Annotated in this window: 22 protein-coding genes and 2 pseudogenes; 3 read left to right on the top strand and 21 right to left on the bottom strand. The window is 71.2% G+C overall.

Annotated features, from left to right (window positions below):
• Nucleotides 1-145 precede the first annotated feature (145 nt).
• From BJP40_RS27490 to BJP40_RS27440, 12 genes and pseudogenes are all read right to left on the bottom strand, one after another.
• A complete protein-coding gene (locus BJP40_RS27490) occupies nt 146-2,974 on the bottom strand; it encodes an RNA helicase (protein WP_071283101.1) in 2,829 nt (942 codons plus the stop codon).
• 113 nt (nt 2,975-3,087) lie between these two features.
• Nucleotides 3,088-4,032, bottom strand: coding sequence for a twin-arginine translocase subunit TatC (gene tatC / locus BJP40_RS27485; protein ID WP_071283100.1), 945 nt, complete (start codon nt 4,030-4,032; stop codon nt 3,088-3,090).
• A gap of 90 nt (nt 4,033-4,122) precedes the next feature.
• On the bottom strand, nt 4,123-4,413 hold the full coding sequence (tatA, locus tag BJP40_RS27480) for a Sec-independent protein translocase subunit TatA (RefSeq protein WP_071283099.1): 291 nt from the start codon (nt 4,411-4,413) through the stop codon (nt 4,123-4,125).
• 181 nt (nt 4,414-4,594) lie between these two features.
• Nucleotides 4,595-4,798, bottom strand: a complete 204-nt coding sequence (locus BJP40_RS27475) for a hypothetical protein (RefSeq protein ID WP_071283098.1) — start codon at nt 4,796-4,798, stop codon at nt 4,595-4,597.
• Nucleotides 4,799-4,818: 20 nt separating this feature from the next.
• The gene (locus BJP40_RS27470) at nt 4,819-5,064 is read right to left on the bottom strand and encodes a hypothetical protein (RefSeq protein ID WP_107416879.1); all 246 of its coding nucleotides are present in this window, start codon (nt 5,062-5,064) and stop codon (nt 4,819-4,821) included.
• Nucleotides 5,065-5,138: 74 nt separating this feature from the next.
• Nucleotides 5,139-6,098 (bottom strand): YafY family protein, encoded by a 960-nt coding sequence (locus BJP40_RS27465; RefSeq protein ID WP_071267523.1) that lies wholly within the window; start codon nt 6,096-6,098, stop codon nt 5,139-5,141.
• A gap of 97 nt (nt 6,099-6,195) precedes the next feature.
• Nucleotides 6,196-7,032 (bottom strand): annotated as a pseudogene (locus tag BJP40_RS27460) (helix-turn-helix transcriptional regulator); the annotation flags it as partial.
• An 81-nt stretch (nt 7,033-7,113) separates the two neighbouring features.
• Nucleotides 7,114-7,227, bottom strand: a pseudogene (locus BJP40_RS36425) (WYL domain-containing protein); the annotation flags it as partial.
• Nucleotides 7,228-7,412: 185 nt separating this feature from the next.
• Complete coding sequence (locus tag BJP40_RS27455; RefSeq protein WP_071267519.1) at nt 7,413-7,784, bottom strand: FKBP-type peptidyl-prolyl cis-trans isomerase; 372 nt, start codon at nt 7,782-7,784, stop codon at nt 7,413-7,415.
• A 44-nt stretch (nt 7,785-7,828) separates the two neighbouring features.
• On the bottom strand, nt 7,829-8,809 hold the full coding sequence (locus BJP40_RS27450) for an FKBP-type peptidyl-prolyl cis-trans isomerase (protein WP_071283097.1): 981 nt from the start codon (nt 8,807-8,809) through the stop codon (nt 7,829-7,831).
• Nucleotides 8,810-9,051: 242 nt separating this feature from the next.
• Nucleotides 9,052-10,413 carry a Pup--protein ligase gene (gene pafA / locus BJP40_RS27445; protein ID WP_071265973.1) on the bottom strand — a complete coding sequence of 454 codons (1,362 nt, stop codon included), beginning with the start codon at nt 10,411-10,413 and terminating at the stop codon, nt 9,052-9,054.
• Nucleotides 10,414-10,563: 150 nt separating this feature from the next.
• Nucleotides 10,564-11,883, bottom strand: coding sequence for an MFS transporter (locus tag BJP40_RS27440; RefSeq protein ID WP_079171512.1), 1,320 nt, complete (start codon nt 11,881-11,883; stop codon nt 10,564-10,566).
• Nucleotides 11,884-12,021: 138 nt separating this feature from the next.
• Between BJP40_RS27440 and BJP40_RS27435 the strand changes: the two genes are divergently transcribed.
• Complete coding sequence (locus tag BJP40_RS27435) at nt 12,022-13,056, top strand: LacI family DNA-binding transcriptional regulator (protein WP_071283096.1); 1,035 nt, start codon at nt 12,022-12,024, stop codon at nt 13,054-13,056.
• 58 nt (nt 13,057-13,114) lie between these two features.
• Here the strand turns inward: BJP40_RS27435 and prcA are convergent, their stop codons facing one another.
• The 6 genes from prcA to arc form a co-directional block, all read right to left on the bottom strand.
• Nucleotides 13,115-13,897 carry a proteasome subunit alpha gene (gene prcA / locus BJP40_RS27430; RefSeq protein WP_079171511.1) on the bottom strand — a complete coding sequence of 261 codons (783 nt, stop codon included), beginning with the start codon at nt 13,895-13,897 and terminating at the stop codon, nt 13,115-13,117.
• Between the two features lie 35 nt (nt 13,898-13,932).
• Nucleotides 13,933-14,778: a proteasome subunit beta gene (gene prcB, locus BJP40_RS27425; RefSeq protein WP_071283094.1), complete on the bottom strand. Its 846-nt coding sequence runs from the start codon at nt 14,776-14,778 to the stop codon at nt 13,933-13,935.
• Nucleotides 14,730-15,107, bottom strand: coding sequence for an endonuclease VII domain-containing protein (locus BJP40_RS36420; RefSeq protein WP_319020118.1), 378 nt, complete (start codon nt 15,105-15,107; stop codon nt 14,730-14,732). Before BJP40_RS36420 ends, prcB begins: the two co-directional genes overlap by 49 nt.
• 257 nt (nt 15,108-15,364) lie before the next feature.
• Complete coding sequence (locus BJP40_RS27420) at nt 15,365-15,583, bottom strand: ubiquitin-like protein Pup (protein WP_071265979.1); 219 nt, start codon at nt 15,581-15,583, stop codon at nt 15,365-15,367.
• 144 nt (nt 15,584-15,727) lie between these two features.
• On the bottom strand, nt 15,728-17,239 hold the full coding sequence (gene dop / locus BJP40_RS27415) for a depupylase/deamidase Dop (RefSeq protein ID WP_071283093.1): 1,512 nt from the start codon (nt 17,237-17,239) through the stop codon (nt 15,728-15,730).
• 279 nt (nt 17,240-17,518) lie between these two features.
• Nucleotides 17,519-19,285, bottom strand: a complete 1,767-nt coding sequence (gene arc, locus BJP40_RS27410) for a proteasome ATPase (protein WP_071265983.1) — start codon at nt 19,283-19,285, stop codon at nt 17,519-17,521.
• A 253-nt stretch (nt 19,286-19,538) separates the two neighbouring features.
• On the opposite strand from arc, the gene BJP40_RS27405 reads away from it, so the two are divergent.
• A complete protein-coding gene (locus BJP40_RS27405; protein ID WP_071283092.1) occupies nt 19,539-19,850 on the top strand; it encodes a ferredoxin in 312 nt (103 codons plus the stop codon).
• Nucleotides 19,851-19,854: 4 nt separating this feature from the next.
• Here the strand turns inward: BJP40_RS27405 and BJP40_RS27400 are convergent, their stop codons facing one another.
• The 3 genes from BJP40_RS27400 to BJP40_RS27390 form a co-directional block, all read right to left on the bottom strand.
• Nucleotides 19,855-20,442, bottom strand: coding sequence for a hypothetical protein (locus BJP40_RS27400; RefSeq protein WP_071283091.1), 588 nt, complete (start codon nt 20,440-20,442; stop codon nt 19,855-19,857).
• A gap of 230 nt (nt 20,443-20,672) precedes the next feature.
• Nucleotides 20,673-21,560, bottom strand: coding sequence for a tRNA (adenine-N1)-methyltransferase (locus BJP40_RS27395; RefSeq protein WP_071283090.1), 888 nt, complete (start codon nt 21,558-21,560; stop codon nt 20,673-20,675).
• Nucleotides 21,561-21,616: 56 nt separating this feature from the next.
• Nucleotides 21,617-22,867, bottom strand: coding sequence for a site-2 protease family protein (locus tag BJP40_RS27390; RefSeq protein WP_071283089.1), 1,251 nt, complete (start codon nt 22,865-22,867; stop codon nt 21,617-21,619).
• A 115-nt stretch (nt 22,868-22,982) separates the two neighbouring features.
• Between BJP40_RS27390 and BJP40_RS27385 the strand changes: the two genes are divergently transcribed.
• Nucleotides 22,983-23,918, top strand: coding sequence for a PD-(D/E)XK nuclease family protein (locus BJP40_RS27385; protein ID WP_079171510.1), 936 nt, complete (start codon nt 22,983-22,985; stop codon nt 23,916-23,918).
• The last annotated feature ends 19 nt before the right edge of the window (nt 23,919-23,937 follow it).

The following is a 23,937-nucleotide window of genomic DNA, read 5'->3' as shown; positions in this document are numbered from 1 at the left end:
GGGGAGGTCTGCGGGCGCACCCCGACACGACCGCGGGCCCCCGCGCACTCGGTCGCAGGCGGTCAGCCGACCACCCCCGTAGCCCGACGGCCACGCCGCACGTCCGCGTCGGCCTGCGGGCGTCGACCTCCCGCAGGCCGACGGGTCAGCCCACGGAGCTGTACGCGACGACGCCGCGCAGCAGGCCTTCGACGGCCTTGCGGGCGTTCTTCGCGACCGTGCCGCCGTCCGCCGGAGCGGCCGCCGCGATCTGGCCCAGCACGTCGATGACCTGCTTGCACCAGCGGACGAAGTCACCCGCCGGCATCTCCGCTTCCCGCAGCACCTCGTCGAGGCCCTTGCCGGACGCCCACTGGTGGGCGGCCCAGGCGAAGCCGAGGTCCGGCTCGCGCTGGCCCACGCCCTCCGCCTGGTGGATGCGGAACTCCTCCTCCAGGCCGTCCAGCCGGCCCCAGATCCGCACCATCTCAGCCAGCGCGGTCTTCGCCTTCCCGGAGGGCACCTTGGGGACGACCGCGTCGTCCGACTGCCGGGCTTCGTACACCAGCGCCGACGCGCAGGCCGCCAGCTCGGCCGGGCCGAGGCCGTCCCAGACCCCGGCGCGCAGGCATTCGCTGGCCAGCAGGTCCAGTTCGCCGTAGAGCCGGGCCAGCCGCTTGCCGTGCTCGGTGACCTCGTCGCCCCGGAGGTAGTCCAGCTCCGTCAGCAGGGCGACGATCCGGTCGAAGGTGCGGGCGATGGTGTTCGTCCGCCCCTCGATGCGCCGCTCCAGCTGCCGCGTGTCGCGCTGCAGCCGGTGGTAGCGCTCCGCCCAGCGGGCGTGGTCCTCACGTTCGTCGCAGCCGTGGCAGGGGTGGGCGCGCAACTCCTTGCGCAGCCGGGCGATCTCCCGGTCGTCGACCGCGTCGGACCGCCGCTTGCGCTGCCGCTCCGGCACCAGGTGGCCGGCCTTCGTGCGCAGCGCCGACGCCAGGTCGCGGCGTGACTGCGGGGAGCGCGGGTTGAAGGAGCGCGGGATGCGCATCCGCTCGACCGGCTCCACCGGCACCGGGAAGTCGATCGACGCCAGCCGCTTGACCTGCCGCTCGGCGGTGAGCACCAGGGGCCGCGGCCCGTCGTGGTAGTCGAGGGCGCGGTGGCCGTCGGACCGCCCGCCGGGCAGGCCCGGGTCCAGGACCAGTGCGAGCCCGGCGAACTTGCCGGTCGGCACGTGGATGACGTCGCCGGGCTTGAGCCGTTCCAGGGCGGTGGCCGCCGCGGCCCGCCGCTGCGCGGCGCCCTGCTTGGCGAGCTCGTCCTCCCTGTCCTTGAGGTCGCGGCGCAGCCGCGCGTACTCCTCGAAGTCGCCGAGGTGGCAGGTCATGCCCTCCCGGTAGCCCTCCAGGCCCTCCTCGTTGCGCTGGACCTGCCGGGAGATGCCGACCACCGACCGGTCGGCCTGGAACTGGGCGAACGACGTCTCCAGCAGCTCCCGCGAACGGTGCCGGCCGAACTGGTCGACGAGGTTGACGGCCATGTTGTACGACGGCTTGAAACTGGAGCGCAGCGGGTAGGTGCGCGTCCCGGCCAGCCCCGCCAGGTGCCCGGGATCCATGCCGCGCTGCCACAGCACGACGGCGTGGCCCTCGACGTCGATGCCGCGGCGCCCGGCCCGCCCGGTGAGCTGCGTGTACTCGCCGGGGGTGATGTCGGCGTGCTGCTCGCCGTTCCACTTGACGAGCTTCTCCAGCACCACGGAGCGGGCGGGCATGTTGATGCCGAGCGCCAGGGTCTCGGTGGCGAAGACGGCCTTGACCAGGCCGCGGACGAAGAGTTCCTCCACGACCTCCTTGAACGTGGGCAGCATGCCGGCGTGGTGCGCGGCGATGCCCCGCTCCAGGCCCTCCAGCCACTCGTAGTAGCCGAGGACGTGCAGGTCCTCGGTCGGGATGGAGGCGGTGCGCTCCTCGACGATCTCGCGGACCCGGTGGCGGGCGTCCTCGTCGTTCAGCCGCAGCCCCGCGTACAGGCACTGCTGGACGGCCGACTCGCAGCCGGCGCGACTGAAGATGAAGGTGATGGCGGGCAGCAGGCCCTCGGCGTCGAGCCGCTCGATGACCTCGGCGCGCCCGGGCGTCCAGATGCGGGACCGCTGGCGGCGCTCGCGCTCCCGGTCGGCCTCGCGGACCATCTTGCCGCGGCGCCGGTCGCGCGGGTTGTACGTGCGCGAGTTCTCCATCCGGGCGAGGCGGACCAGGTCGGGGTTGACCTCGCGCCGGGCGGCGCCGCGGCCGCCGTGGTCGGTCTCCTCCTCGAAGAGGTCGTAGATCCGGCGCCCCGCCAGGACGTGCTGCCACAGCGGTACGGGGCGGGTCTCCGAGACGATCACCTCGGTGTCGCCGCGGACGGTGTCGAGCCAGTCGCCGAACTCCTCGGCGTTGGAGACGGTCGCGGAGAGCGACACCAGCGTCACCGACTCGGGAAGGTGGATGATCACCTCTTCCCAGACCGCGCCGCGGAACCGGTCGGAGAGGTAGTGGACCTCGTCCATCACCACGTAGCCGAGGCCGCCGAGCGCCTGGGATCCGGCGTACAGCATGTTGCGCAGGACCTCGGTGGTCATCACGATCACCGGCGCGTCGGAGTTGACGCTGTTGTCGCCGGTGAGGAGGCCGACCTTGCCGGGGCCGTAGCGCTTGACGAGGTCGTTGTACTTCTGGTTCGACAGCGCCTTGATGGGCGTGGTGTAGAAGCACTTGCGCCCCTGGGCGAGGGCGAGGTGCACGGCGAACTCGCCGACGATGGTCTTGCCCGAGCCCGTCGGTGCGGCGACGAGCACGCCTTTGCCGTCCTCCAGGGCGCGGCATGCCTCGATCTGGAACGGGTCCAGTGCGAAGTCGTAGAGATCACGGAAGGCGTGGAGCGCGGTGGCCTGCTCGGCGGCCCTGCGCCGCGCGGCCGCGTACGCTTCCGCTGGTGTGAGGTCGTCTGTCATCGTGCTATCGAGCCTACCCGGCAGCGCTGACAGTCAGCTCGGCGTTTGTTCGACCTCGGTCGGCCGCCTCCGCCGGGCCGTGTTCGCACGGCGGAGGGGCCGGTCGGCGGATGTCAGGTGACGTCGTCGTAGCCGTGGGGCCGGTGGTCCCGCGCGGTGTCGCCGGTGGACTGGTGCGGCAGCTGGGGCGCGACCCCCTCGGCGGGCTCCAGCGCCGACGGGGTGAGGTCGAGCTCGGACGCCTCGTCGTCGGCGAGCTCGGGGTCGCGCCGGGAGGCGCGTCGCCGGTCGTTGAGGATCGAGAAGGCGACCGCGGCGAAGTAGAGGCCCGTCATGGGCACGGCGAGCACGAACATCGACAGCGGGTCGGTGGGCGTGACCATGGCGGAGAACACGGCGATGCCCATGACCATGCCGCGCCACCAGCCGAGCATGCGGCGTCCGGACAGGACGCCGCCGACGTTCAGCAGGGCGAGCAGGACCGGAAGCTGGAACGCCAGGCCGAAGGCCAGGGTCAGCTTGATGTTCATGGTGACCATGTCGTCGAGGGTGATCTGGTTGACCGACCCCTCGATGCTGAAGGAGAGCAGGATGAGCAGGGCCTTCGGCAGCAGCCAGTAGGCGAGCAGGGCCCCCAGGGCGAAGAGGGGGGTGCCGACCGCCACCGTCGTCAGGGCGTACTTCTTCTCCTTCTTGTGCAGGCCGGGAGCGATGAAGGCCCACAGCTGGTAGAGCCAGACCGGGGCCGCGACGATCAGCGACGCCATGATCGCCACCTTGATGTAGGTGGCGAACGCGGAGGTCAGTCCGGGCTGGACGAGGTAGGCGCACTTGCCCGGTTCCCGCTGGGCCTGCTCAAGGCTGACGCACCTGGGCACCGGATCGCTGACGAACGTCGAGATGTCCTTCGCGAAGAACAGCATGACGATCATGATCGGTACGATCGCAAGAAGGGACTTGACGAGCCTGTTGCGCAGTTCGCGCAGGTGCTCGACGAGGGGCATGCGCCCCTCCGGATCCCTGACCTTCTTGTCCTTCTTGCGGGCGGACTTGAGCAACCCACGTCCCTTGTCTCGTCAAAGGCAGCCGCACACCGGGCGAGCTGTCAGTGTTTCCTGTGATGAACCCCCGCGGTGGGCGGGGGCGCGTCAGCCCTGCGCGGTGCGCTTCGGCTCTTCGACGGGACGGGCGGAGGCGACGTCACCGGGGGCGGCCTGGATGGTCTTCGGCGCGGCGGTCTGCTCCGCGGTGCCACCGCTGTGCGGGGTCTCGCCGGCGGGGGCGCCGTCCTTCTTCATCGCCGCGGCCTCGCTCTTGAGGATGCGGGCCGACTTGCCGAGCGAACGAGCGGCCTCGGGCAGCTTCTTGGCGCCGAAGAGCAGCACGATGAGCCCCACGATGATGAGGAGCTGCCAGATGCCTACGTTCTGAAACCCCATGACTGCCTACCTTCTGACCGAGGTCGTCTGAACCGGGAGGTGCGGGTGCAGGCCAGGGGAACCGCCCGCACGAATCCTCATCGTAACCCTCGTGGGTAAACACCCGGCAATGCCCCGGAATACCTCCGGTGGCCCGGTGCGAGGCCCCGCACCTGCCCGTTCGGCGCGGCGAACCGCCCGGTCAGGGCCGGGGCAGGGCCTCACCGGTACGGGCCAGGCCGGTGGCCGCGCGCTCCAGATCGTCGGCGGCGCGCCCGATCTGCTCTGTGGCGTGCGTCACTTGACGGCCGAGGCGTCGGGCCTCGATGAACACCCGGATCCCGAGGACACCGAGGACGGCGATCCCGAGGAACCCGAGGGCGACGGCGAGCATGGGCCAGAGCATGCGAGAGAGCGTATCCCCTGTCAGACGGTGGAGTGGAGCCGCAGCGTCCGCACCCCGCCGCCGGTGAGGAGCTCGATGATCCGCTCCCCCGCCGGCTTGCGGACGGCGGAGCCGCACTCCGGGCACGTGAAGGTGTAGAAGGTCGTGCGGCGGCTGGCGCCGATGGCCAGCCGCAGGGACCCGGCGGACAGCTCGAAGCGGGAGCGGCACTCGGGGCAGGCCGCCTTGAAGAGGACCGGGTCGCGCGGTGCGGGAACGCCGGGCAGCAGCGACGCCTCGGCCCTCTCCCCCGTGTCGCCCGTCACGCTGTTGTCCCCCGTCTCCGTCGCCTGCCGGTACGTCACGCCGCCGGCTCGTCGTACGCGGCGAGCGCATCCCGCGCCGCCTGCCGGGCGCTCTCGGCGAGGCCGGCCGGCGACGCGATCCGCCCGTCGCGGCCCAGCCGCAGGGCCAGCCGCCGCAGCGACGCCGGGTCCGGGGTGCGCAGGGTGATGCGCAGCCCGCCGCCGGGCAGCTCCTCCGCCTTGTCGTGCGGGTAGTACTCGGCGACCCAGCGGCCGCCCGGCCCGACCTCCACCACCACCTCGGGGTCGTCGGCCGACGGCTGGACCAGCCCTTCGGACAGGTCGCGCAGCTCGATCTCCGGCGGCGCCGACGGCTCGTCCAGGATGCGGATCTCGGCGACCCGGTCGAGGCGGAAGGTGCGCCGCGCCTCCGACAGCCGGCACCACGCCTCCATGTACGTGTGGCCCACGGCGAACAGCCTGATCGGGTCGACCTCGCGCTCGGTGAGCTCGTCGCGCGCCGGCGAGTAGTAGCGCAGCCACAGCCTGCGCCGCTCGGAGATGGCCCGGTCGACCTCCGCGAAGACCCCGCCCTCCGACTCGAAGGTCACCGACAGGCGGGAGCTGGCGCCGGCGGCCTCGCCCGCGGCGGCCTCCAGCTTCGCGGTGGCCCGCAGCAGCGCCTCGCGGTCGCCCTCGCGCAGCCCCGGCAGGGTGGCCACGGCGCGGGCGGCGACCAGCAGCGCGGTGGCCTCGTCGGCGGCCAGGCGCAGCGGCTCGGCCACGTCGTCGGGGTTGTGCCACCAGATCTGCTCGCCGTCCGTGTCGATGTCGAGCAGGTCACCGCCACGGAAACTGGTGCCGCACATCGGCAGCACGTCGAGGTCGGCGATCAGCTCGGCCTCGCTGATGCCGAAGGCGCGGGCGACGTCCCCGACGTGCGCACCGGGGCGTTCCCGCAAGTAGGTCACCAGGGAGAGCATCCTCCTGGTCTGGTCGATCGCGTTGGGCGCCATCGCTCGCTCGTCCGTCCGTTTCTCAGCAGTCCCAGCAGAACCGGCCGTGCCGGCAGTCAGTCCCCACGCGTCCGTACGCGGTCCGTGGGCGAGCCGTTCAGCGGCTCTCGGCCACGGCCCGCAGGCGGGCCACCACCTCGGCCCGCAGGTCGGCCGGCTCCTCCACGACGACGTCGGGCCCGAACTCGACGAGCCACGCGTCGAGACCGTGCCCGTACGGGATCTCCAGCTCGTCCCAGCCGTCGCCCCGGTCCCGTACGGACAGGGCGCGCGCCCGCAGCGGGTAGCCGCAGCCGCCCCGCAACCGGATCCGCGCCGTGCGGGTCGCGCTCTCCCCCGCCCAGCGCTCCACGGTCTCCCGTACGGTGGACACGTCCGGCACGGGCGCGGTGAACCTGCCCGCGCGGGAGCGGACCTTCCCGGTGATGCGGGACAGGCGGAAGACCCGCCCCGCCCCACGGTCCCGGTCCCAGCCCGCCAGGTACCAGTGACCCCGCCAGCACTCCAGCGTCCACGGCTCGACCTGCCGGGTCTCCGCCCGCGCGGAGTTCGCCTTGCGGTAGTCGAAGACCACCGGCCGCCGGTCCCGGCAGGCCAGCATCAACGGCTCGAACGCGGCCTCGCGGACCGGGATGCGCGGCTCCAGCGCACCCGCCCGGTCCTCGTACGGCTCGTCAGCCTCCGGCATCCCGGCGGCGCGCAGCTTCTGCAGGGCGCCACTGGCGGCACCGGCCAACCGGGCCTGCTGCCACACCTTGGCGGCCAGGCCGAGGGCGGCGGCCTCCTCCGCGTCGAGCTGCACGGGCGGCAGCCGGTTGGAGTCGCGGCGCGCCAGGTAGCCGATGTCACCGTCGAGGTTCTCCACCGTCTCGATGACCAGGCCCAGTTCCCGCAGGTCGTCCTTGTCGCGCTCGAACATGCGGTTGAAGGCGTCCTCGTTCGGCTGCGCCGCGCCCTCGGAGCCGGCACCCCCTGCCCGCCCGGGCCCGAAGGCCGCCGCCCGACCCGGCCCGAAGGCCTCGACGTACGCCTCGATGGAGTCGCGCAGCTCACGCTTGCTGAGCGGCCGCCGGGTGCCCAGCAGGCACAGCGCGAGATTCATCAGCCGCTCGGCCTTGGCAATGGCCATCGACGCCCAGCACCTCTTCGTATGGAGTCACTATCGCGAGTCACTATCGCCCGATGACCGTACCGCCCCGGGGTGTCCTGGCAAAAGTCGCACCCCTCCCGCTCGAACACGTGACGCGGCAGCCGGCCCGGGACGCACCGAGGGCCCGCACCGGCAGGCGCGGGCCCTCGGGAGGGGCGTACGGATCAGGCCTCGACGAGGTCGCAGACGAAGATCAGCGTCTCGCCCGGACCGATCTTGGCGCCGGCGCCGCGGTCGCCGTAGGCCAGGTGCGGCGGGATGATCAGCTGGCGGCGACCGCCGACCTTCATGCCCTGCACACCGTTGTCCCAGCCCGGGATGACCTGGCCGACACCGAGCTGGAACTGCAGCGGAGTGCCGCGGTTCCAGGAGGCGTCGAACTCCTCACCGGTGGAGAAGGACACGCCCACGTAGTGGACCTTCACCACGGAGCCCGCCTTCGCCTCCGGGCCGTCGCCGACCCAGATGTCCTTGATCTCCAGATCGGCCGGCGGCTCGCCACCCGGGAAGTCGACCTCGGGCTTGTCGATGCTCACGAAAATGCTCCTGTTGATCGCCAAAGTGCGTAACCCGCACAGTCTTACATCCTCGCGAGGATGTCGAGCGTGAAGACCAGCGTGGAGTTCGCCGGGATCTGGTCGGAGCCCTGGTCCCCGTAACCGAGCTCCGGCGGCACGACCAGCATCACACGGCTGCCGACCTTCTTGCCGGTGAGCCCGTCCTGCCAGCCCTTGATGAGCCGCTGCAGGGGGAACTGGGCGAGCTGACCGCGCGAGTAGGTGGAGTCGAACTCCTTGCCGCCGTCCCACAGGACGCCCTTGTACTGGAGCAGCAGGGTGTCCTCCAGCTTCACCTCCTCGCCGTCGCCCTCCAGGACGTACTGCGAGACGAGCCCCTTGGGAGCGGCCCCCTTCGGCACGGTGATCTCGGGTGCCTTGCCATCGGTGTTGGTGCCGACCTCCGGCAGCTTCGCGTCGGTCTGCGGCACCTCCTTGCCCTTGGCCGAGCTCTTGCCGTTGAAGGTGTCCTGCACGTCGATCACGAAGACCATCGTGTCGGTGCCCTTGATGTCGCCGCGGCCCTCCGTCCCGTAGCCGAGGGCCGGGGGCACGGCCATCTCGACACGGCTGCCGACCTTCTTCCCGGCCAGGCCGATCCGCCAGCCGTCGATGACCGAGCCCTGCTGCAGCTGGATGAGCAGCGGCGCCTTGCGGTCGTACGAGTTGTCGAAGACCTTCGCGGTGTCCCAGATCTGCCCCAGGTAGTGGGCCTGGACGTAGTCGCCCTCCGCCACCACGGCGCCCGAACCGGGCAGGACCGTCCTGACCGCCAGATCACTCGACGGCTTACCCGTCCCCTTGGCGACCGTCGGCTTCTCACCGAACTTCGTGCCCGCCGTGATCTCCGGCAGGGGGCCGTCCACGACCTTCGCACTCGCCGTCGGGGACGCGTCGGGCGACGGGCTGCCGCCGGACTCCACCTTGTCGGAACTGTCGTCCCCGCACCCGGCGAGCGCGAGCAGGCCGGCGGGCACGGCGAGAAGAACGGAGCGACGGCGCACGGGTAGCCTCGTATCTGGTCGTAGGATCGATCTTGCGGTTGACGTGCGCGCCACTCTAAGGCGTACGGGACGCGCCACACGAGCAACGTACGCGCCCCCCGTCGCGTTCCGCTCGATCCGCGACCCCGCTCCCCCCCCGCCGCAGAGCCGTCCCCGGCCACCGACGAACCCGCGGACGCCCGTGGGCCCCGCACCGCGCCAACGGTACGGGGCCCACGGGCCGGCGGTCCCCCGCCGACCGGTCACATCCCTGCGATGAGCTTCTCCACACGGTCGTCCACCGCGCGGAACGGGTCCTTGCACAGCACCGTGCGCTGCGCCTGGTCGTTCAGCTTCAGGTGCACCCAGTCGACGGTGAAGTCCCTCCGCTGCTCCTGGGCCCGCCTGATGAAGTCGCCGCGCAGCCGCGCCCGGGTGGTCTGCGGCGGCACGGACTTGCCCTCGAAGATCTTCAGATCGTTGCAGACCCGCGCCGCCTGCCCCTTCTTCTCCAGCAGGTAGTACAGCCCTCGGCGGCGGTGGATGTCGTGGTACGCGAGGTCTATCTGCGCGATCCTCGGGTGCGACATCGTCATGTTGTGCTTGGCGCGGTAGCGCTCCAGCAGCTTGTACTTCATGACCCAGTCGATCTCCGTCGCGATGCGGTCCAGGTCCTCCGCCTCGACGGCGTCCAGGGTCCGCTCCCACAGCTCCAGCACCTGTGCGACGACCCCGGTGCGGATCCCGCGCCGGTCGACGAAGTCGGCCGCCTTCTCGAAGTACTCCCGCTGCACCTCCAGCGCGGACGCCTCGCGGCCACTGGCCAGGCGCACCTTGCGCTGACCCGTGATGTCGTGGCTGACCTCGCGGATCGCCCGGATCGGGTTCTCCAGCGTGAGGTCGCGCATGACGGTGCCCGCCTCGATCATGCGCAGCACGAGGTCGGTGGCGCCCACCTTCAGCAGCATGGTCGTCTCGGACATGTTGGAGTCGCCGACGATGACGTGGAGGCGGCGGTAGCGCTCCGCGTCCGCGTGCGGCTCGTCCCGGGTGTTGATGATCGGCCGGGAGCGGGTGGTCGCCGAGCTGACGCCCTCCCAGATGTGCTCCGCGCGCTGGCTGACGCAGTAGACCGCGCCGCGCGGCGTCTGCAGCACCTTTCCCGCCCCGCACAGCAACTGCCGCGTGACGAGAAACGGGATCAGGATGTCCGCGAGCCGCGAGAACTCACCGTGCCGCGCGACGAGATAGTTCTCATGGCAACCATAGGAGTTGCCCGCCGAGTCGGTGTTGTTCTTGAACAGGTAGACGTCGCCCGCGATTCCCTCCTCGTGCAGGCGGCGTTCGGCGTCCACGAGCAGACCTTCCAGAATGCGCTCGCCGGCCTTGTCATGCGTGACCAGCTCCACCACGTTGTCGCATTCCGGCGTCGCGTATTCCGGATGCGACCCGACATCGAGGTAGAGCCGGGCGCCGTTGCGCAGAAACACGTTGCTGCTGCGGCCCCATGACACGACACGGCGGAAGAGGTAGCGCGCCACTTCGTCCGGCGACAGCCGGCGCTGTCCCCTGAACGTGCACGTGACGCCGTACTCGTTCTCCAGCCCGAAAATGCGGCGGTCCATGACTGAACATTACGCCTCAGGGCCGTACCTGAAACCGGGTTCGGCAGGACCGTTTCACTCGATTCCCGAAACAGGCCCCCCGTCGAGCCGCCCGGCCGGCGGCACCAGGAGGCCCGCCCGCCCCCGGCGCGCCAGGCGCCCGGCTCCGGCTCACCCCTCGCCGCGGGCGGCCGGACCCCCGGAGGGAACGGCGCCCTGCCCCTCGGCCCGCACCGCCCGGCCACCCTCCGGCCCGGCGTCCGGGACCTCCGCGCGGACGACCGGAGCCGCACCCGCGCGGGCCGGCGGCGCCAGCACCCGGCCCGTGGCCACCAGCACGCCCAGCGCGGCCGCACCACCCGCCACCGCCACCGCGAACCCGGCGGGGACGCCCACCAGCTCCACCGCGGGTCCGGCCGCCGCGGTACCCACCGAGGCCCCCACGCCGAACGTCGTCACCAGCCACGAGAACGCCTCCGTCACCGTCCCCCGCGGCGCATGCCGGTCCACCACGAGGAACGCGCAGGCGATGGCCGGAGCCAGGAAGACGCCCGCCACCGCCGACAGCACCGCCATCGCCACCGGCCCGGGCGTCAGCAGCAGCGGCACGTACCCCAGGGCCAGCAACCCCGCCAGCACCCGCAGCCGGGCCTCCGGCGCTCCCGCCCACGGCCGGGCCCCGTACACCAGACCACCCGCCAGGGCCCCCAGACCCAACGCGGCCATCAACGCTCCGTACGTGCCCTCGCCACCGTTCCCGTCCTCCGCGTACGCCATCGCCGCGACCGTGATGGACCCCAGCGCGAGCCCCACGAAGAAGAACGCCGCCAGCAGCGCCAGCAGCCCCGGCGACCGCAGCGCACCGAGCCAGTGCGCCTCCCGCGGCTCCGACCGCCAGGCCCGCGAGGGCGCCGACGCGACCACCGACAGGGCACCCAGCAGCCCCACCGCATTGATCACCAGCAGCGCCGCGGCGGGCGACCACAGCCACACCAGCAACGTCACCAGCAACGGCCCCACCGTGTACATGACCTCCTGGGCCACCGCGTCCAGCGCGTACGCCCGGTGCACCCGGTCCTGGCGGCCCAGCACGCTCGGCCACAACGCCCGCAGGCCCCCTTCGAGCGGCGGGGTGAACAGGCCCGCCACGACCACCGCCGCGAACGCGAGCGGCAGCGAGCCGGTGCCGACCGCCGCCAGGGCGGCCATGCCCAGCGCCGACACCGCGGCCGCCGGCAGCTGCACACGGGGCTGCCCGTACAGGTCGACCGCCCGGCCGAGCACCGGCTGCCCCACGGCCGTCGCCAGCCCGTACACCGCCGCCAGCGCACCCGCCAGGGTGTAGCTGCCGCCCTCCGCCCGGGTGAACAGCACGATCGCGATGTGCCCGGTGCCGTTCGGCAGCCGCCCCACCAGCGTGCCGACGAGCAGCCGCGCGGCATGCGGCGCCCTGAGGATGTCGGCGTACCCGCCGGAGCCTGCCGCGCCCATGTCCCGCCCTGCCCTTCTCCTCGGCCCCGACCGAGGTTTTACGTATAACTTCCTGGTGCGTCATACGTACCATGTCGCCAGACCCGCGGTCCAGCCGCACAACACCCACCCAGCGACCACCACGACGAGGAGACGGACGTGAAGGCCACAGAACCCCCCGGCGCGGCCCGCCCCACCAGCCGCGACGTGGCCCGCGCCGCCGGCGTCTCCCAGGCCACCGTCTCCCTCGTCCTCGGCGACAAGTGGCGCGGCCGCGTCTCCGAGCGCACCGCCGACCTGGTCCGCCGCACCGCCGGCGACCTCGGCTACCGGCCCAACCTCGCAGCCCGCACCCTGCGCCTGGGCCGCACCCGCACCGCCCTGCTCGTCGTCCCCGCCCTCACCAACGAGTTCTTCGCACGCGTCTACAGCGGCGCCGCCACCGTCGCCGCCCGCCACGACTTCGGTGTCGTCCTCTACCCCTCCCCCGAAGGCACCGGACCGGCCAGGGACCCCTTCGCCTCCGCACGCGCCGCCCTGGACGGCGTCATCGCCTCCTCCATGGCCGCCGACGCCCTCACCGGCATCCGCGGCACCGACCTGCCCCTCGTCATGCTCGACAGCGACCCCGCCGACCCCGGCTCGGCCGCCCAGGTGAACCTCGACGTCGCCGACGGCATGCGGCAGATCACCGACCACCTCCTCACCCTCGGCCACCGCCGTTTCCTGCACCTGGCATCGGCCGTCCCGTCCTGGACCTTCCACGTCCGCGCCCGGGCCCTGGCCACCTGCCTCGGCACCAGCCACCCCGACGTGTCCGTGCGCACCGTCACCACCCCGCTGGACGTCCCCGGCGCCTGCGCCGCCGCCGAGCGTGCCCTCACCGCACCCGGCCCCCGGCCGACCGCCCTGATCTGCGACGACGACCTCCTCGCCGCCGGCGCCTGCAAGGCCGCACGGCGCCTCGGCCTGCGGGTCCCCGAAGACCTGTCGGTGACCGGCTTCGACGACCTCGCCCTCGCCACCGCCCTCGAACCCGAACTCACCACCGTCCGCCTGCCCGCCGAACGCATCGGGGAGCGCGGCATGGAAGCGCTCCTCGCCGTCCTGGAAGGCCGACCCGCCACACCCGGGGACCTGCCGGTCACCCTCATGGTCCGCGGCTCAACGGCGCCTCCCCCCATCCGCCCCTGAACACACGCGTGCCCCGGCCCGCCGTGAAGGGCGGACCGGGGCACCGACGGCCCGCGGACTACAGCTTGGCGATGCCGGGACCCGCGGGGCCCTCACCCTCCGCCTCGTCCGAGTCGGCGTCCGTCGGCGTGCTCGCCGGCTCCTCCGCCGCCAGCAGCCGTGCCAGCTGCCGCCCGACGATCCGCTTGAACTTGCGGGACTGCGGCCGCGTACGGTCCAGCACCGCGACCTCCAGCCGCTCAGCCGGGATCTCCCGCTCACTGCCGCTGTTGTCCCGCGACAGCGCCTGCACGGCCAGCTTCAGCGCCTCCGCAAGCGACATGCCGTCACGGTGCCGCTGGTCCAGGAAGCTGCCGATCTGCTCGGCACTGCCGCCGACCGCCACCGAACCGTGCTCGTCGACGATCGACCCGTCGTGCGGCAGGCGGTAGATCTGGTCGCCTTCCGGCGCCTCCCCCACCTCCGCGACGACCAACTCCACCTCATAGGGCTTCTCCCCCGCACTGGAGAAGATCGTGCCCAGCGTCTGCGCGTACACGTTCGCGAGGCCGCGGGCCGTGACGTCGCCCCGGTCGTAGGTGTAGCCGCGCAGGTCGGCGTAGCGGACACCGCCGATGCGCAGGTTCTCGTACTCGTTGTACTTGCCGGCGGCGGCGAAGCCGATCCGGTCGTAGATCTCGCTGAACTTGTGCAGCGCACGGGACGGGTTCTCGCCGACGAAGACGATGCCGTCGGCATACTGCATCACGACGAGGCTGCGGCCCCGGGCGATGCCCTTGCGGGCGTATTCCGCCCGGTCGGCCATGGCCTGCTGGGGTGAGACATAGAACGGCGTCGACACCGGCTATCCGTCCCTTTCTGTCAGTGGCGGGTACATCACAGCAGCGCGGCGCGCGGGCCGTCCGGGTGCTCCAGGCGGCGTTCCAGGACCGACCGGGCCACATCGGCGGACTCCTCCTCGGTGAGCCGCCGGTAGCCCTCGTCGCCGATCACGCTGACGATGGGGAAGATCCTGCGGGCCATGTCCGGGCCGCCCGTGGCGGAGTCGTCGTCCGCCGCGTCGTACAGCGCCTGCACCACCAGGGTGACGGCCTGCTCCTCGGTGAGGTCCTCGCGGTAGAGCTTCTTCATGGAGCCGCGCGCGAAGAGCGAACCGGAGCCCGTGGCGGCGTACCCCTGCTCCTCAGAGCGGCCGCCGGTGACGTCGTACGAGAAGATCCGGCCCCGCTCACGGTCCAGGTCCCAGCCGGCGAACAGCGGGATCACCGCCAGGCCCTGAAGAGCCATGCCCAGATTGCTGCGGATCATGGTGGAGAGACGGTTCGCCTTGCCCTCCAGGGAGAGCTGGGTGCCCTCGACCTTCTCGAAGTGCTCCAGCTCCAGCTGGAACAGCTTCACCATCTCCACGGCGAGCCCGGCCGTGCCCGCGATGCCGACCGCCGAGTACTCGTCCGCGGGGAACACCTTCTCGATGTCCCGCTGCGCGATCATGTTGCCCATGGTGGCCCGCCGGTCACCCGCCAGCACGACGCCCCCGGGGAACGTGACGGCGACGATCGTCGTCCCGTGCGGCACCTCGATCGCCCCCTGTACGGGCGGCAGCACCCGCCGCCCCGGCAGCAGCTCGGGCGAGTGCTCGCCCAGGAAGTCCATGAAGGACGACGACCCGGGCGTCAGGAAGGCAGCCGGCAGACGCCCTGTGGTTCGAGTGTTGGCTTCCACGCGTTCCCCTCCAGGTATGTGGCGGCCCGGCGAACGATGGCAGGATCGTCGCGCAACTTGCCGATGGCCGAATTGCAGTTGAAGCACAGTACGCCACGGACCCTACCCGTCTTGTGACAGTGATCCACATGCTCGGGTGGGCCGCTCTGGCAGATCGCACAGACGCCGGCCTGCGCCTCGATCATCGCGCCGAGCTCAGCGTCCGTGATGCCGTACTGGCGTCGCAGGTGGCCTGCTCGCCCCTTGGCCTTGAGGCATTCCTTACAGGCGGTCGAGAGCCCGTCGGACGCCGACCGGTTCCGGTTCCACTCGCTGTGCGGCTTGATCATGCCGCACGGCCGACAGCACTTGTGTCCCGGCGGCCCCGGCACACGCGGCCGGATGTTCATGCCCCGCGCCAGCTGCCTCTGCTGGTGGTAGTCCGCCCAGCACGGACGGCAGTACGACTGAAGGCCGTCCCGGGACGACCTGTTCTTGGCGAAGTCTGCTCGCGGCTTGGAGTCACCGCACCGCGAGCAGCGCTTCTCGTCTTCCTTCAACTCCGGCACACCCCCCTTATCGCCTTCGTTTCGAAGGCGATAAGGCCTTACTGGCCACCCTTCTGAACGAAACTTCGCACGAAGTCCTCGGCGTTCTCCTCGAGGACATCGTCGATCTCGTCGAGGACGGAGTCCACGTCGTCGCTGAGCTTCTCGTGACGCTCCTTGAGGTCCTCCGAAGCCTGCGCCTCGGGCGCCTGCTCCTCGACCTCCTCGGTGGAGCGTGTGGCCTTCTGCTGGCCGCCGCCGGTGTCCTTGGTCGCCATTTCCCTCACCCCGCTTGGATATGCCCGCTTGGTCAGGTGTCTCAAGATCAGACCCTACTAGCCGGGTCCGACATCGGCCCTGTCTTTCTGAACGTCGGGGGGCCACCTTCATGATTCCCTGCGGTGGCCCCCGGGAAGCGTGTCTCAGCCGCCGGAAAGGACCCGCACCAGCTCCTCGGCGTTGCGGCAGCGGTCCAGCAGGTCCTTCACGTGGGCTTTCGTGCCGCGCAGCGGCTCCAGCGTCGGTACGCGCTGGAGGGAGTCGCGGCCGGGGAGGTCGAAGATCACCGAGTCCCAGGAGGCCGCGGCGACGTCGTCGGCGTACTGCTCCAGGCAGCGGCCGCGGAAGTAGGCCCTGGTGTCCTCAGGAGGCTGCTTCTCGGCCCTCTCCACGTCGTCCTCGGTCAGGAGCCGCTTCATCTTGCCCCGGGCCGCCAGACGGTTGTACAGCCCCTTGTCGGGGCGCACGTCGGCGTACTGGAGGTCCACCAGGTGCAGGCGGGCCGCGTCCCCGTCGAGCCCGTTGCGGCGCCGGGAGCCCTCCATGAGCTCGCGCTTGGCGACCCAGTCGAGCTCGCCGGAGAGGCTCATGGGGTCGTTCTCCAGGCGGTTCAGGGTGTCCTCCCACCGGGTGAGGACGTCCTTGGTCTGCTCGTCGGCGTCGGTACCGAAGCGGTCCTCGACGTACTTGCGGGCCAGCTCGAAGTACTCCATCTGGAGCTGCACCGCGGTGAGTGTCCGGCCGCTGCGGAGGGTGATCAGCCGTTGGAGGCCCGGGTCGTGGGAGACCTGGTGGAGGGTCCGTACGGGCTGGTCCACGGCCAGGTCGACGGTGATGAAGCCGTCTTCGATCATCGAGAGGACCAGGGCGGTCGTGCCCAGCTTGAGGTAGGTCGAGATCTCGGAGAGGTTCGCGTCGCCGATGATCACGTGGAGGCGGCGGTACTTCTCGGCGTCGGCGTGCGGCTCGTCGCGGGTGTTGATGATGGGCCGCTTGAGTGTGGTCTCCAGTCCGACTTCGACCTCGAAGTAGTCGGCGCGCTGGCTGATCTGGAAGCCGTGTTCCTGGCCGTCCTGGCCGATGCCGACGCGGCCGGCGCCGGTGACGACCTGGCGGGAGACGAAGAAGGGCGTCAAGTGCCTGACGATGTCCGAGAAGGGTGTTTCCCGTTTCATCAGGTAGTTCTCGTGGGTGCCGTAGGAGGCGCCCTTGTTGTCGGTGTTGTTCTTGTAGAGGTGGATGGGCTGGGCTCCGGGGAGCTGGGCGGCCCGTTCCGCGGCCTCGGCCATGATGCGCTCGCCGGCCTTGTCCCAGAGGACGGCGTCGCGCGGGTTGGTGACCTCGGGGGCGCTGTACTCCGGGTGGGCGTGGTCCACGTAGAGCCGGGCGCCGTTGGTCAGGATGACGTTGGCGAGGCCGATGTCCTCGTCGGTGAGCTGGCTGGCGTCGGCGGCCTCGCGGGCGAGGTCGAAGCCGCGGGCGTCACGCAGCGGGTTCTCCTCCTCGAAGTCCCAGCGGGCGCGGCGCGCCCGGTGCATCGCCGCCGCGTAGGCGTTGACGATCTGGGACGAGGTGAGCATGGCATTGGCGTTCGGGTGCCCTGGGACGGAGATCCCGTACTCCGTCTCGATGCCCATTACTCGCCGTACGGTCATGCGGCCCTCCTTGCCCGGCGGCGTTCCGTCGGTGGGAACGGCGCTCCGGTACCGGTTCCCCGATGCCTGTGCGGTGCCCGACCCCGCACGCGCGCATCGGCGGTACGGAAGAGCCTAGAGCGCCTTTGCGCTGGGGGGGAGATCAATTGGGTCATTGGTCGGTCCGGTGTGTGCGTGACCGAGCCGCGTGGAAAGCAGGCGGCTGCGGATGCCGTGCCCCGTGGGGCGCCGGGACATCCGCAGCCGTGCTGCGTTTCGCTGGTGGTGTGGCTGGCCCTTTTACAGGTACTGGCCGGTGTTCGCCACCGTGTCGATGGAGCGGCCGGTGTCGGCGCCCTGCTTTCCGGTGACGAGGGTGCGGATGAAGACGATCCGCTCGCCCTTCTTTCCGGAGATGCGGGCCCAGTCGTCCGGGTTGGTGGTGTTGGGCAGGTCCTCGTTCTCCTTGAACTCGTCCACGCATGCCTGGAGGAGGTGGGAGACGCGGATGCCTTTCTGGTTGTGGTCGAGGTAGGCCTTGATGGCCATTTTCTTCGCCCGGTCCACGATGTTCTGGATCATGGCGCCGGAGTTGAAGTCCTTGAAGTACAGGACTTCCTTGTCGCCGTTGGCGTAGGTGACCTCGAGGAAGCGGTTCTCCTCGGACTCCGCGTACATCTGCTCCACGACGGACTGGATCATGGCGTCGGCTGCGGCGTCCTTGTCGCCGCTGTGTTCGGCCAGGTCGTCGGCGTGGAGGGGCAGGGTCGGGGTGAGGTACTTGGCGAAGATGTCCCGGGCGGCCTCGGCGTCCGGGCGTTCGATCTTGATCTTGACGTCGAGCCGGCCGGGTCGCAGGATCGCCGGGTCGATCATGTCCTCGCGGTTGGAGGCGCCGATGACGATGACGTTCTCCAGGCCCTCCACGCCGTCGATCTCGGCGAGGAGCTGCGGGACGATGGTGTTCTCGACGTCGGAGCTGACGCCGGAGCCGCGGGTGCGGAAGAGGGATTCCATCTCGTCGAAGAAGACGATGACGGGGGTGCCCTCGCTTGCCTTCTCGCGGGCCCGCTGGAAGACGAGGCGGATGTGCCGCTCGGTCTCCCCGACGTACTTGTTGAGGAGCTCGGGGCCCTTGATGTTGAGGAAGTAGCTCTTCCCCGCGGGCTGGCCGGTGACCTCGGCGACCTTCTTGGCGAGCGAGTTCGCGACGGCCTTGGCGATGAGGGTCTTGCCGCAGCCGGGCGGTCCGTAGAGCAGGATGCCCTTGGGCGGGCGCAGCTCGTGCTCCTGGAACAGGTCGGGGTAGAGGTACGGGAGCTCGACGGCGTCGCGGATCAGCTCGATCTGGTTGCCCAGGCCGCCGATCTTGTTGTAGTCGACGTCGGGTACCTCTTCGAGGACGAGTTCCTCGACCTCGCTCTTGGGGACGACTTCGTAGACGTATCCGGAGCGGGGTTCGAGCAGCAGGGCGTCGCCGGGCCGGATCGTGGCGTCCAGCAGGGGCTCGGCGAGCCGTACGACTCGTTCCTCGTCGGTGTGGCCGAGGACCAGCGCGCGTTCGCCGTCCTCCAGGATCTCCTTCAGGGTGACGATGTCGCCGGCGCGCTCGAATTCCATGGCGTCGACCACGTTGAGCGCTTCGTTGAGCATGACCTCCTGGCCGCGCTTCAGCTCGTCGAGGTCCACGCTCGGGCTGACGTTCACGCGGAGTTTGCGGCCTCCGGTGAAGATGTCGCAGGTGCCGTCGTCGTTGGCCTGGAGGAAGACGCCGAAGCCGGCGGGCGGCTGTGCGAGCCGGTCGACTTCTTCCTTGAGGGCCACGATCTGGTCGCGGGCTTCACGGAGCGTGCTGGCGAGCCGCTCGTTCTGTGCGGACACGCCGGCCAGGTTGGTCTGCAGCTCGACGATCCGCTCTTCGAGAATCCTCGTGTGCCGCGGAGAGTCGGCGAGCTTGCGTCGCAGGACGGCGATTTCCTGCTCTAGGTAGGCGACCTGTCCGGCAGGGTCATCAGACCCCCGCCCCGGCCGGATGCCGCGGTTGATGTCGTCGTCGTGGGCTGCCACGGTCCTCACCTCCTCCAAGGGGAGCTGGACGCTTCCAGACCCTACCTGCGTGGGTGGTGATTGAAACCCCTAGATCACGAAGACTCCGGGGGTGTGTCCGATCTTCACCCTTGCGCTCTCCCTCGTGTCAAGGGAATACCCACCCTTCAACATCGAAAAGCGGCCGGTTGTATCGTCGTCGGTGGCCAACACCCGTCAGGCGGGGCCCGACTTGTCTGACGATGGTTCACTTGACGCAGGAAACGGCAGGCATATGACCGCGCAGCACGAGGCTCCTTCCACGGCTACCGGAGAGGTTCTGGAGGTCTGGATCGACCAGGACCTGTGCACGGGGGACGGGATCTGCGCGCAGTACGCGCCGGAGGTGTTCGAGCTGGACATCGACGGTCTGGCGTACGTGAAGGGCGCGGAGGACGAGTTGTTGCAGGATCCGGGGGCGACGGCTCCGGTTCCGCTTCCGCTGCTTCAGGACGTGGTGGACTCGGCCCGGGAGTGCCCGGGCGAGTGCATCCACGTACGGCGCGTTTCGGACAGCGTCGAGGTGTACGGGCCGGACGCGGAGTGACGGCTTATTGACCTTCTGTGTCGGTGGTCGTCCGCAGGAACGTCCCGGCCGCCCATCGCCAGTTGGCGGTTTCGTTGCGGTCGGGGCAGCAGCGGGGCACGTCGGGGGCGGAGTAGCCGAGCAGGGTCACGGTGATCGTTCCGTCGCGGACGGCGAGCCGGGTGGTGGTGAGGCCCTGGGCTGGTTCGACGAGGGTGGCGACGAGCCGGGGCGCGGTGGCGCCCTGGCCGTGGGTGAGGACGTACAGGCCGTGTGGCGGGGTGCCGGAGCCGGCCTGGCAGTGTGCGGAGGTGACGGTCTCCGGTCGGCCGTCGCCGTCGAGGTCGCCGGTGGCGGTGGCGGCGACGGCGACGGGGGCGCCCGCGCAGTCGAGGGGGTAGGTGACCGCCTGGGCGTCGGGGGCCGGAGCGGGGGCGGGCACGGAGGTGTCACCGCCCGGGTGGGTGGCGGTCGCGGTCCGGGGTTGCAGTAGTCCGGCGAGGGCGATGACGCCTGCCACGGCGGCGGCGGTGGTGAGCCAGTGCACGGGGCGGGCGCGGGTGTGCGCCAGGCCGGGGGTGTGCGCGAGGTCCGGGAGGGCGGCGGGCTGCACGCGGGGGGTCTCCTGTGACGGTGCGTGGAGGGGTGGGCTGCATCGTGCCATACGTCACAGGGGCAGGGAACAGGGGGGGCTGCCGTCCGGTCGGGTGGGCGGCGGGCCGGTCGCCAATGTGTCGGCGCCGCCGCCCGGTTCCCGTGTGGAGGCGGGAACCGGGCGGCGGCGCGGTGGTGTTGCCGTGCTGACGGGGGCTCGGGGCTGGGCGTGCGGCTCCGGCTCGGGCGTCAGCCCTTGTTGGGGCCCTCGTAGTCCTCGCCGTACGCGCCCTTGGCGGGTCGGCGGCGGCGCATGGGCGGCTCGACGCCGTCGGCCAGGCGGCGGGCGGTGACGAGGAAGCCGGTGTGCCCGATCATGCGGTGGTCGGGGCGGACGGCGAGTCCCTCGACGTGCCAGTTGCGGATCATGGTCTCCCAGGGCTGCGGCTCGGCGTAGCAGCCGGTCTCGCGGATGGACTCCACGGTGCGCGCGAGCTGGGTGGTGGTCGCGACGTAGCAGCAGAGGATGCCGCCGGGCACGAGGGCCTTGGAGGCGGCCTCCAGGCACTCCCAGGGGGCGAGCATGTCCAGGATGACCCGGTCGACGTCGGTGTCGCTGAGGTTGTCCTGGAGGTCGCCCACGGTGAGCTGCCAGGCCGGGTGGGGTCCGCCGAAGTAGCGTTCGACGTTGGCCTTGGCGATCTCTGCGAAGTCCTCGCGGCGCTCGTACGAGTGCAGCATGCCGCTGTCGCCGATGGCGCGCAGCAGGAAGGCGCTCAGCGAGCCGGAGCCGACGCCGGCCTCGACGACCCGGGCGCCGGGGAAGATGTCGGCGAAGGCGAGGATCTGCCCCGCGTCCTTCGGGTAGACGACGGCGGCCCCGCGGGGCATGGACAGGACGTAGTCGGGGAGCAGGGGGCGCAGCGCGAGGTACGCGACGTTTCCCGTGGTACGGACGACACTGCCCTCGGGGGCGCCGATCAGCTCGTCGTGGGGGAAGGAACCCTTGTGGGTGTGGAAGTTCTTCCCGGCTTCGAGCGTGAACGTGTAGTGGCGTCCCTTGGGGTCGGTGAGCTGGACCTGGTCCCCGACCTTGAAGGGCCCGCGACGGCGGGCGGCACCGGTCGGTTCGGACATGTGACCAGGGTACCGGGCCGCGGGGGCTCTTCCGGCCGGGGGCGGGGTGGGGGCCGTCAGGGGGTGGCGGGGCGGGCCATGGCGCGGACGAAGGCGCGTTCGACGTCGACGGTGGACAGGACGCCGTAGATCTCGCCGGTGTCCTCGACGACGAGGTACTCGGTGGCGGGGGTCTCGCGGAGCTTCTCCAGCAGGGCTTCGCCGGCGAGTTCGGCGGGGACCTTCATGTCTTCGGTGAGGTCCTGGGCGAGTCCGCTGACGGCGACCCAGGGGCGGCGGTGCTGGGGGATGCCGACGATGGCGGCCTCGCGGACGAGGGCGGTGGGCCTGCCGTGGCCGTCGACGACGACGAGGGCGCGGGCGCCGGCGTCGTTGGCGCGGCGGAGGGCTTCGGAGAGCGGGGTCTCGGAGGGTACGGGGACGGCCCGGCGGGTGAGGGCGCGGGCGCGCAGTTCGGGGAGGTGTTCGCGCAGGCGGGCCATGCGGAGGCTGTTGCCTGCTCCGGTCCAGATGATGGCGGCGAGGATGGCGGCGAGGAGCGCGTCCATGAGCGTGTCCATGCCGCTGACCTGGTCGCTGGGGTAGCCGAGGGCGCCGGTGTGGGTGAGGAGGGGCAGGCCGATGAGGACGGTGACGGCGAGGGCGCGGCCGACCCAGGCGGCGGCGACCGTGCCGGTCATGGGTTTGCCGCTGATTTTCCAGACGACGGCGCGGAGCATGCGGCCGCCGTCGAGGGGGAGGCCGGGGAGCAGGTTGAAGGCGGCGACGATGAGGTTGGAGATCATCAGGCCGGCGAGCAGGACGCCCGGTACGGTGCCTGGTTCGACGGCGGTCATCCCGGCGTAGAAGACGGCGGCGAGGACGAGGGAGAGCAGGGGGCCGACGAAGGCGAGGACGAACTCGCGGCCGGGGGTGTCCGAGTCCTTCTCGATCTCGGAGACGCCGCCGAAGAACTGGAGCCGGATGCGGCGGACGGGCAGTTTGAAGCGGAGGGCGGCGACGGTGTGGGCGAGCTCGTGGACGAGGACGGAGCCGTAGAAGGCCACGGCGAAGAAGAGGGAGACGAGGTAGCGTGCGGCGCCGAGCTCGGGCAGGACGCGGTCCAGCTGGTTGCCGAAGACCCAGGTGATGAGGGCGGCGACGAGGAACCAGCTGGGGGCGACGTAAATGGGCACGCCGAAGGCGCGGCCCATGAGGATGCCGCCGCCGGGCTCGCCGGCGCGGCGCGGCCCTGCGGTGTCGCGCGTGGTGCCTGCCGTGTCGGACCGCGGGGGCTTGCGGCCGCCGCTCTCGTCGTCCTGGTTCACGGGTTCCCTTCGATGTGGAGCGTGAGGGTGTTTCCTGCTCGATCATGCAGTGCGTGGGGGTCTGCCGTCGATGGTATGTCGCTCGCTGTCAGTGGCGGGCCGTAGGGTCTGAGTCATGACGACGAGCCCGCAGCCTTCCCCGACGAGCCCGGAGGCGCCTGCGCCGAGCCCGGAGGCGCCTGCTTCGCGGGCGCAGGAGCCCGCGGTGCCCCGGCCGCAGGAGCCGTCGGGGCCGCGGCCGCCGTCGTCGCTGTCGCCCTCACGGGCGAGCGACTTCATGCGGTGTCCGCTGCTGTACCGGTTCCGGGTGATCGACCGGCTGCCGGAGAAGCCGAGTGAGGCGGCGACGCGCGGCACGCTGGTGCACGCGGTGCTGGAGCGGTTGTTCGACGCGCCCGCTGCGGAGCGCACGGCTCCGCGGGCGCGGGCGCTGGTGCCTCGGCAGTGGGACCGGCTGCTGGAGTCGCGGCCGGAGCTGGGGGAGCTGTTCGCGGACGACCCGGAGGGTGAGCGGCTGGCGCAGTGGCTCGGGGAGGCCGAGGGCCTGGTGGAGCGGTGGTTCGCGCTGGAGGACCCGACGTCCCTGGAGCCGGCCGAGCGGGAGCTGTCCGTGGAGGCGGAGCTGGATTCGGGGCTGCGGTTGCGCGGGGTGATCGACCGGGTGGACGTGGCGCCGACGGGTGAGGTGCGGATCGTCGACTACAAGACGGGCCGGGCGCCGCGGCCGGAGTACGCGGACGAGGCGTGGTTCCAGATGGTGTTCTACGCGCTGGTGGTGCGGCGGTTGAAGGGTGTGCTGCCGCGCCGGTTGCAGCTGGTGTACCTGGGCAGCGGTGACGTGATCACGTACGACCCGGTGGAGGCGGACCTGCGGCGGGTGGAGCGGAGGCTGCTGGCGCTGTGGGAGGCGATCCGGCGGGCGACGGAGACGGGTGACTGGCGGCCGCGGCGGACTCGGCTGTGCGGGTGGTGCGACCACCAGGCGCTGTGTCCGGAGTTCGGGGGCGCTCCGCCGGTGTACCCGCTGCTCGCGGGTGGTGCGGAGGCGTGAGGCGCGGTGGGTGCGCGGG

Source organism: Streptomyces sp. CC53, assembly GCF_001865245.1.
In the GTDB taxonomy this organism is placed as follows: Bacteria; Actinomycetota; Actinomycetes; order Streptomycetales; family Streptomycetaceae; genus Streptomyces.
Note: the sequence above shows the minus strand (reverse complement) of the source record. Positions and strands in the feature narration are given on the sequence as shown.

Coding starts and splice junctions, on each gene's coding strand:
- pafA (WP_071265973.1), bottom strand. CDS start 10,413: ATGGACCGCCGCATTTTCGGGCTGGAGAACGAGTACGGCGTCACGTGC.
- BJP40_RS27420 (WP_071265979.1), bottom strand. CDS start 15,583: ATGGCGACCAAGGACACCGGCGGCGGCCAGCAGAAGGCCACACGCTCC.
- dop (WP_071283093.1), bottom strand. CDS start 17,239: ATGACCGTACGGCGAGTAATGGGCATCGAGACGGAGTACGGGATCTCC.
- BJP40_RS27395 (WP_071283090.1), bottom strand. CDS start 21,560: ATGTCCGAACCGACCGGTGCCGCCCGCCGTCGCGGGCCCTTCAAGGTC.
- BJP40_RS27385 (WP_079171510.1), top strand. CDS start 22,983: ATGACGACGAGCCCGCAGCCTTCCCCGACGAGCCCGGAGGCGCCTGCG.
- BJP40_RS27405 (WP_071283092.1), top strand. CDS start 19,539: ATGACCGCGCAGCACGAGGCTCCTTCCACGGCTACCGGAGAGGTTCTG.
- BJP40_RS27475 (WP_071283098.1), bottom strand. CDS start 4,798: ATGCTCTGGCCCATGCTCGCCGTCGCCCTCGGGTTCCTCGGGATCGCC.
- BJP40_RS36420 (WP_319020118.1), bottom strand. CDS start 15,107: ATGATCAAGCCGCACAGCGAGTGGAACCGGAACCGGTCGGCGTCCGAC.
- BJP40_RS27490 (WP_071283101.1), bottom strand. CDS start 2,974: ATGACAGACGACCTCACACCAGCGGAAGCGTACGCGGCCGCGCGGCGC.
- BJP40_RS27440 (WP_079171512.1), bottom strand. CDS start 11,883: ATGGGCGCGGCAGGCTCCGGCGGGTACGCCGACATCCTCAGGGCGCCG.
- BJP40_RS27465 (WP_071267523.1), bottom strand. CDS start 6,098: ATGGCGCCCAACGCGATCGACCAGACCAGGAGGATGCTCTCCCTGGTG.
- tatA (WP_071283099.1), bottom strand. CDS start 4,413: ATGGGGTTTCAGAACGTAGGCATCTGGCAGCTCCTCATCATCGTGGGG.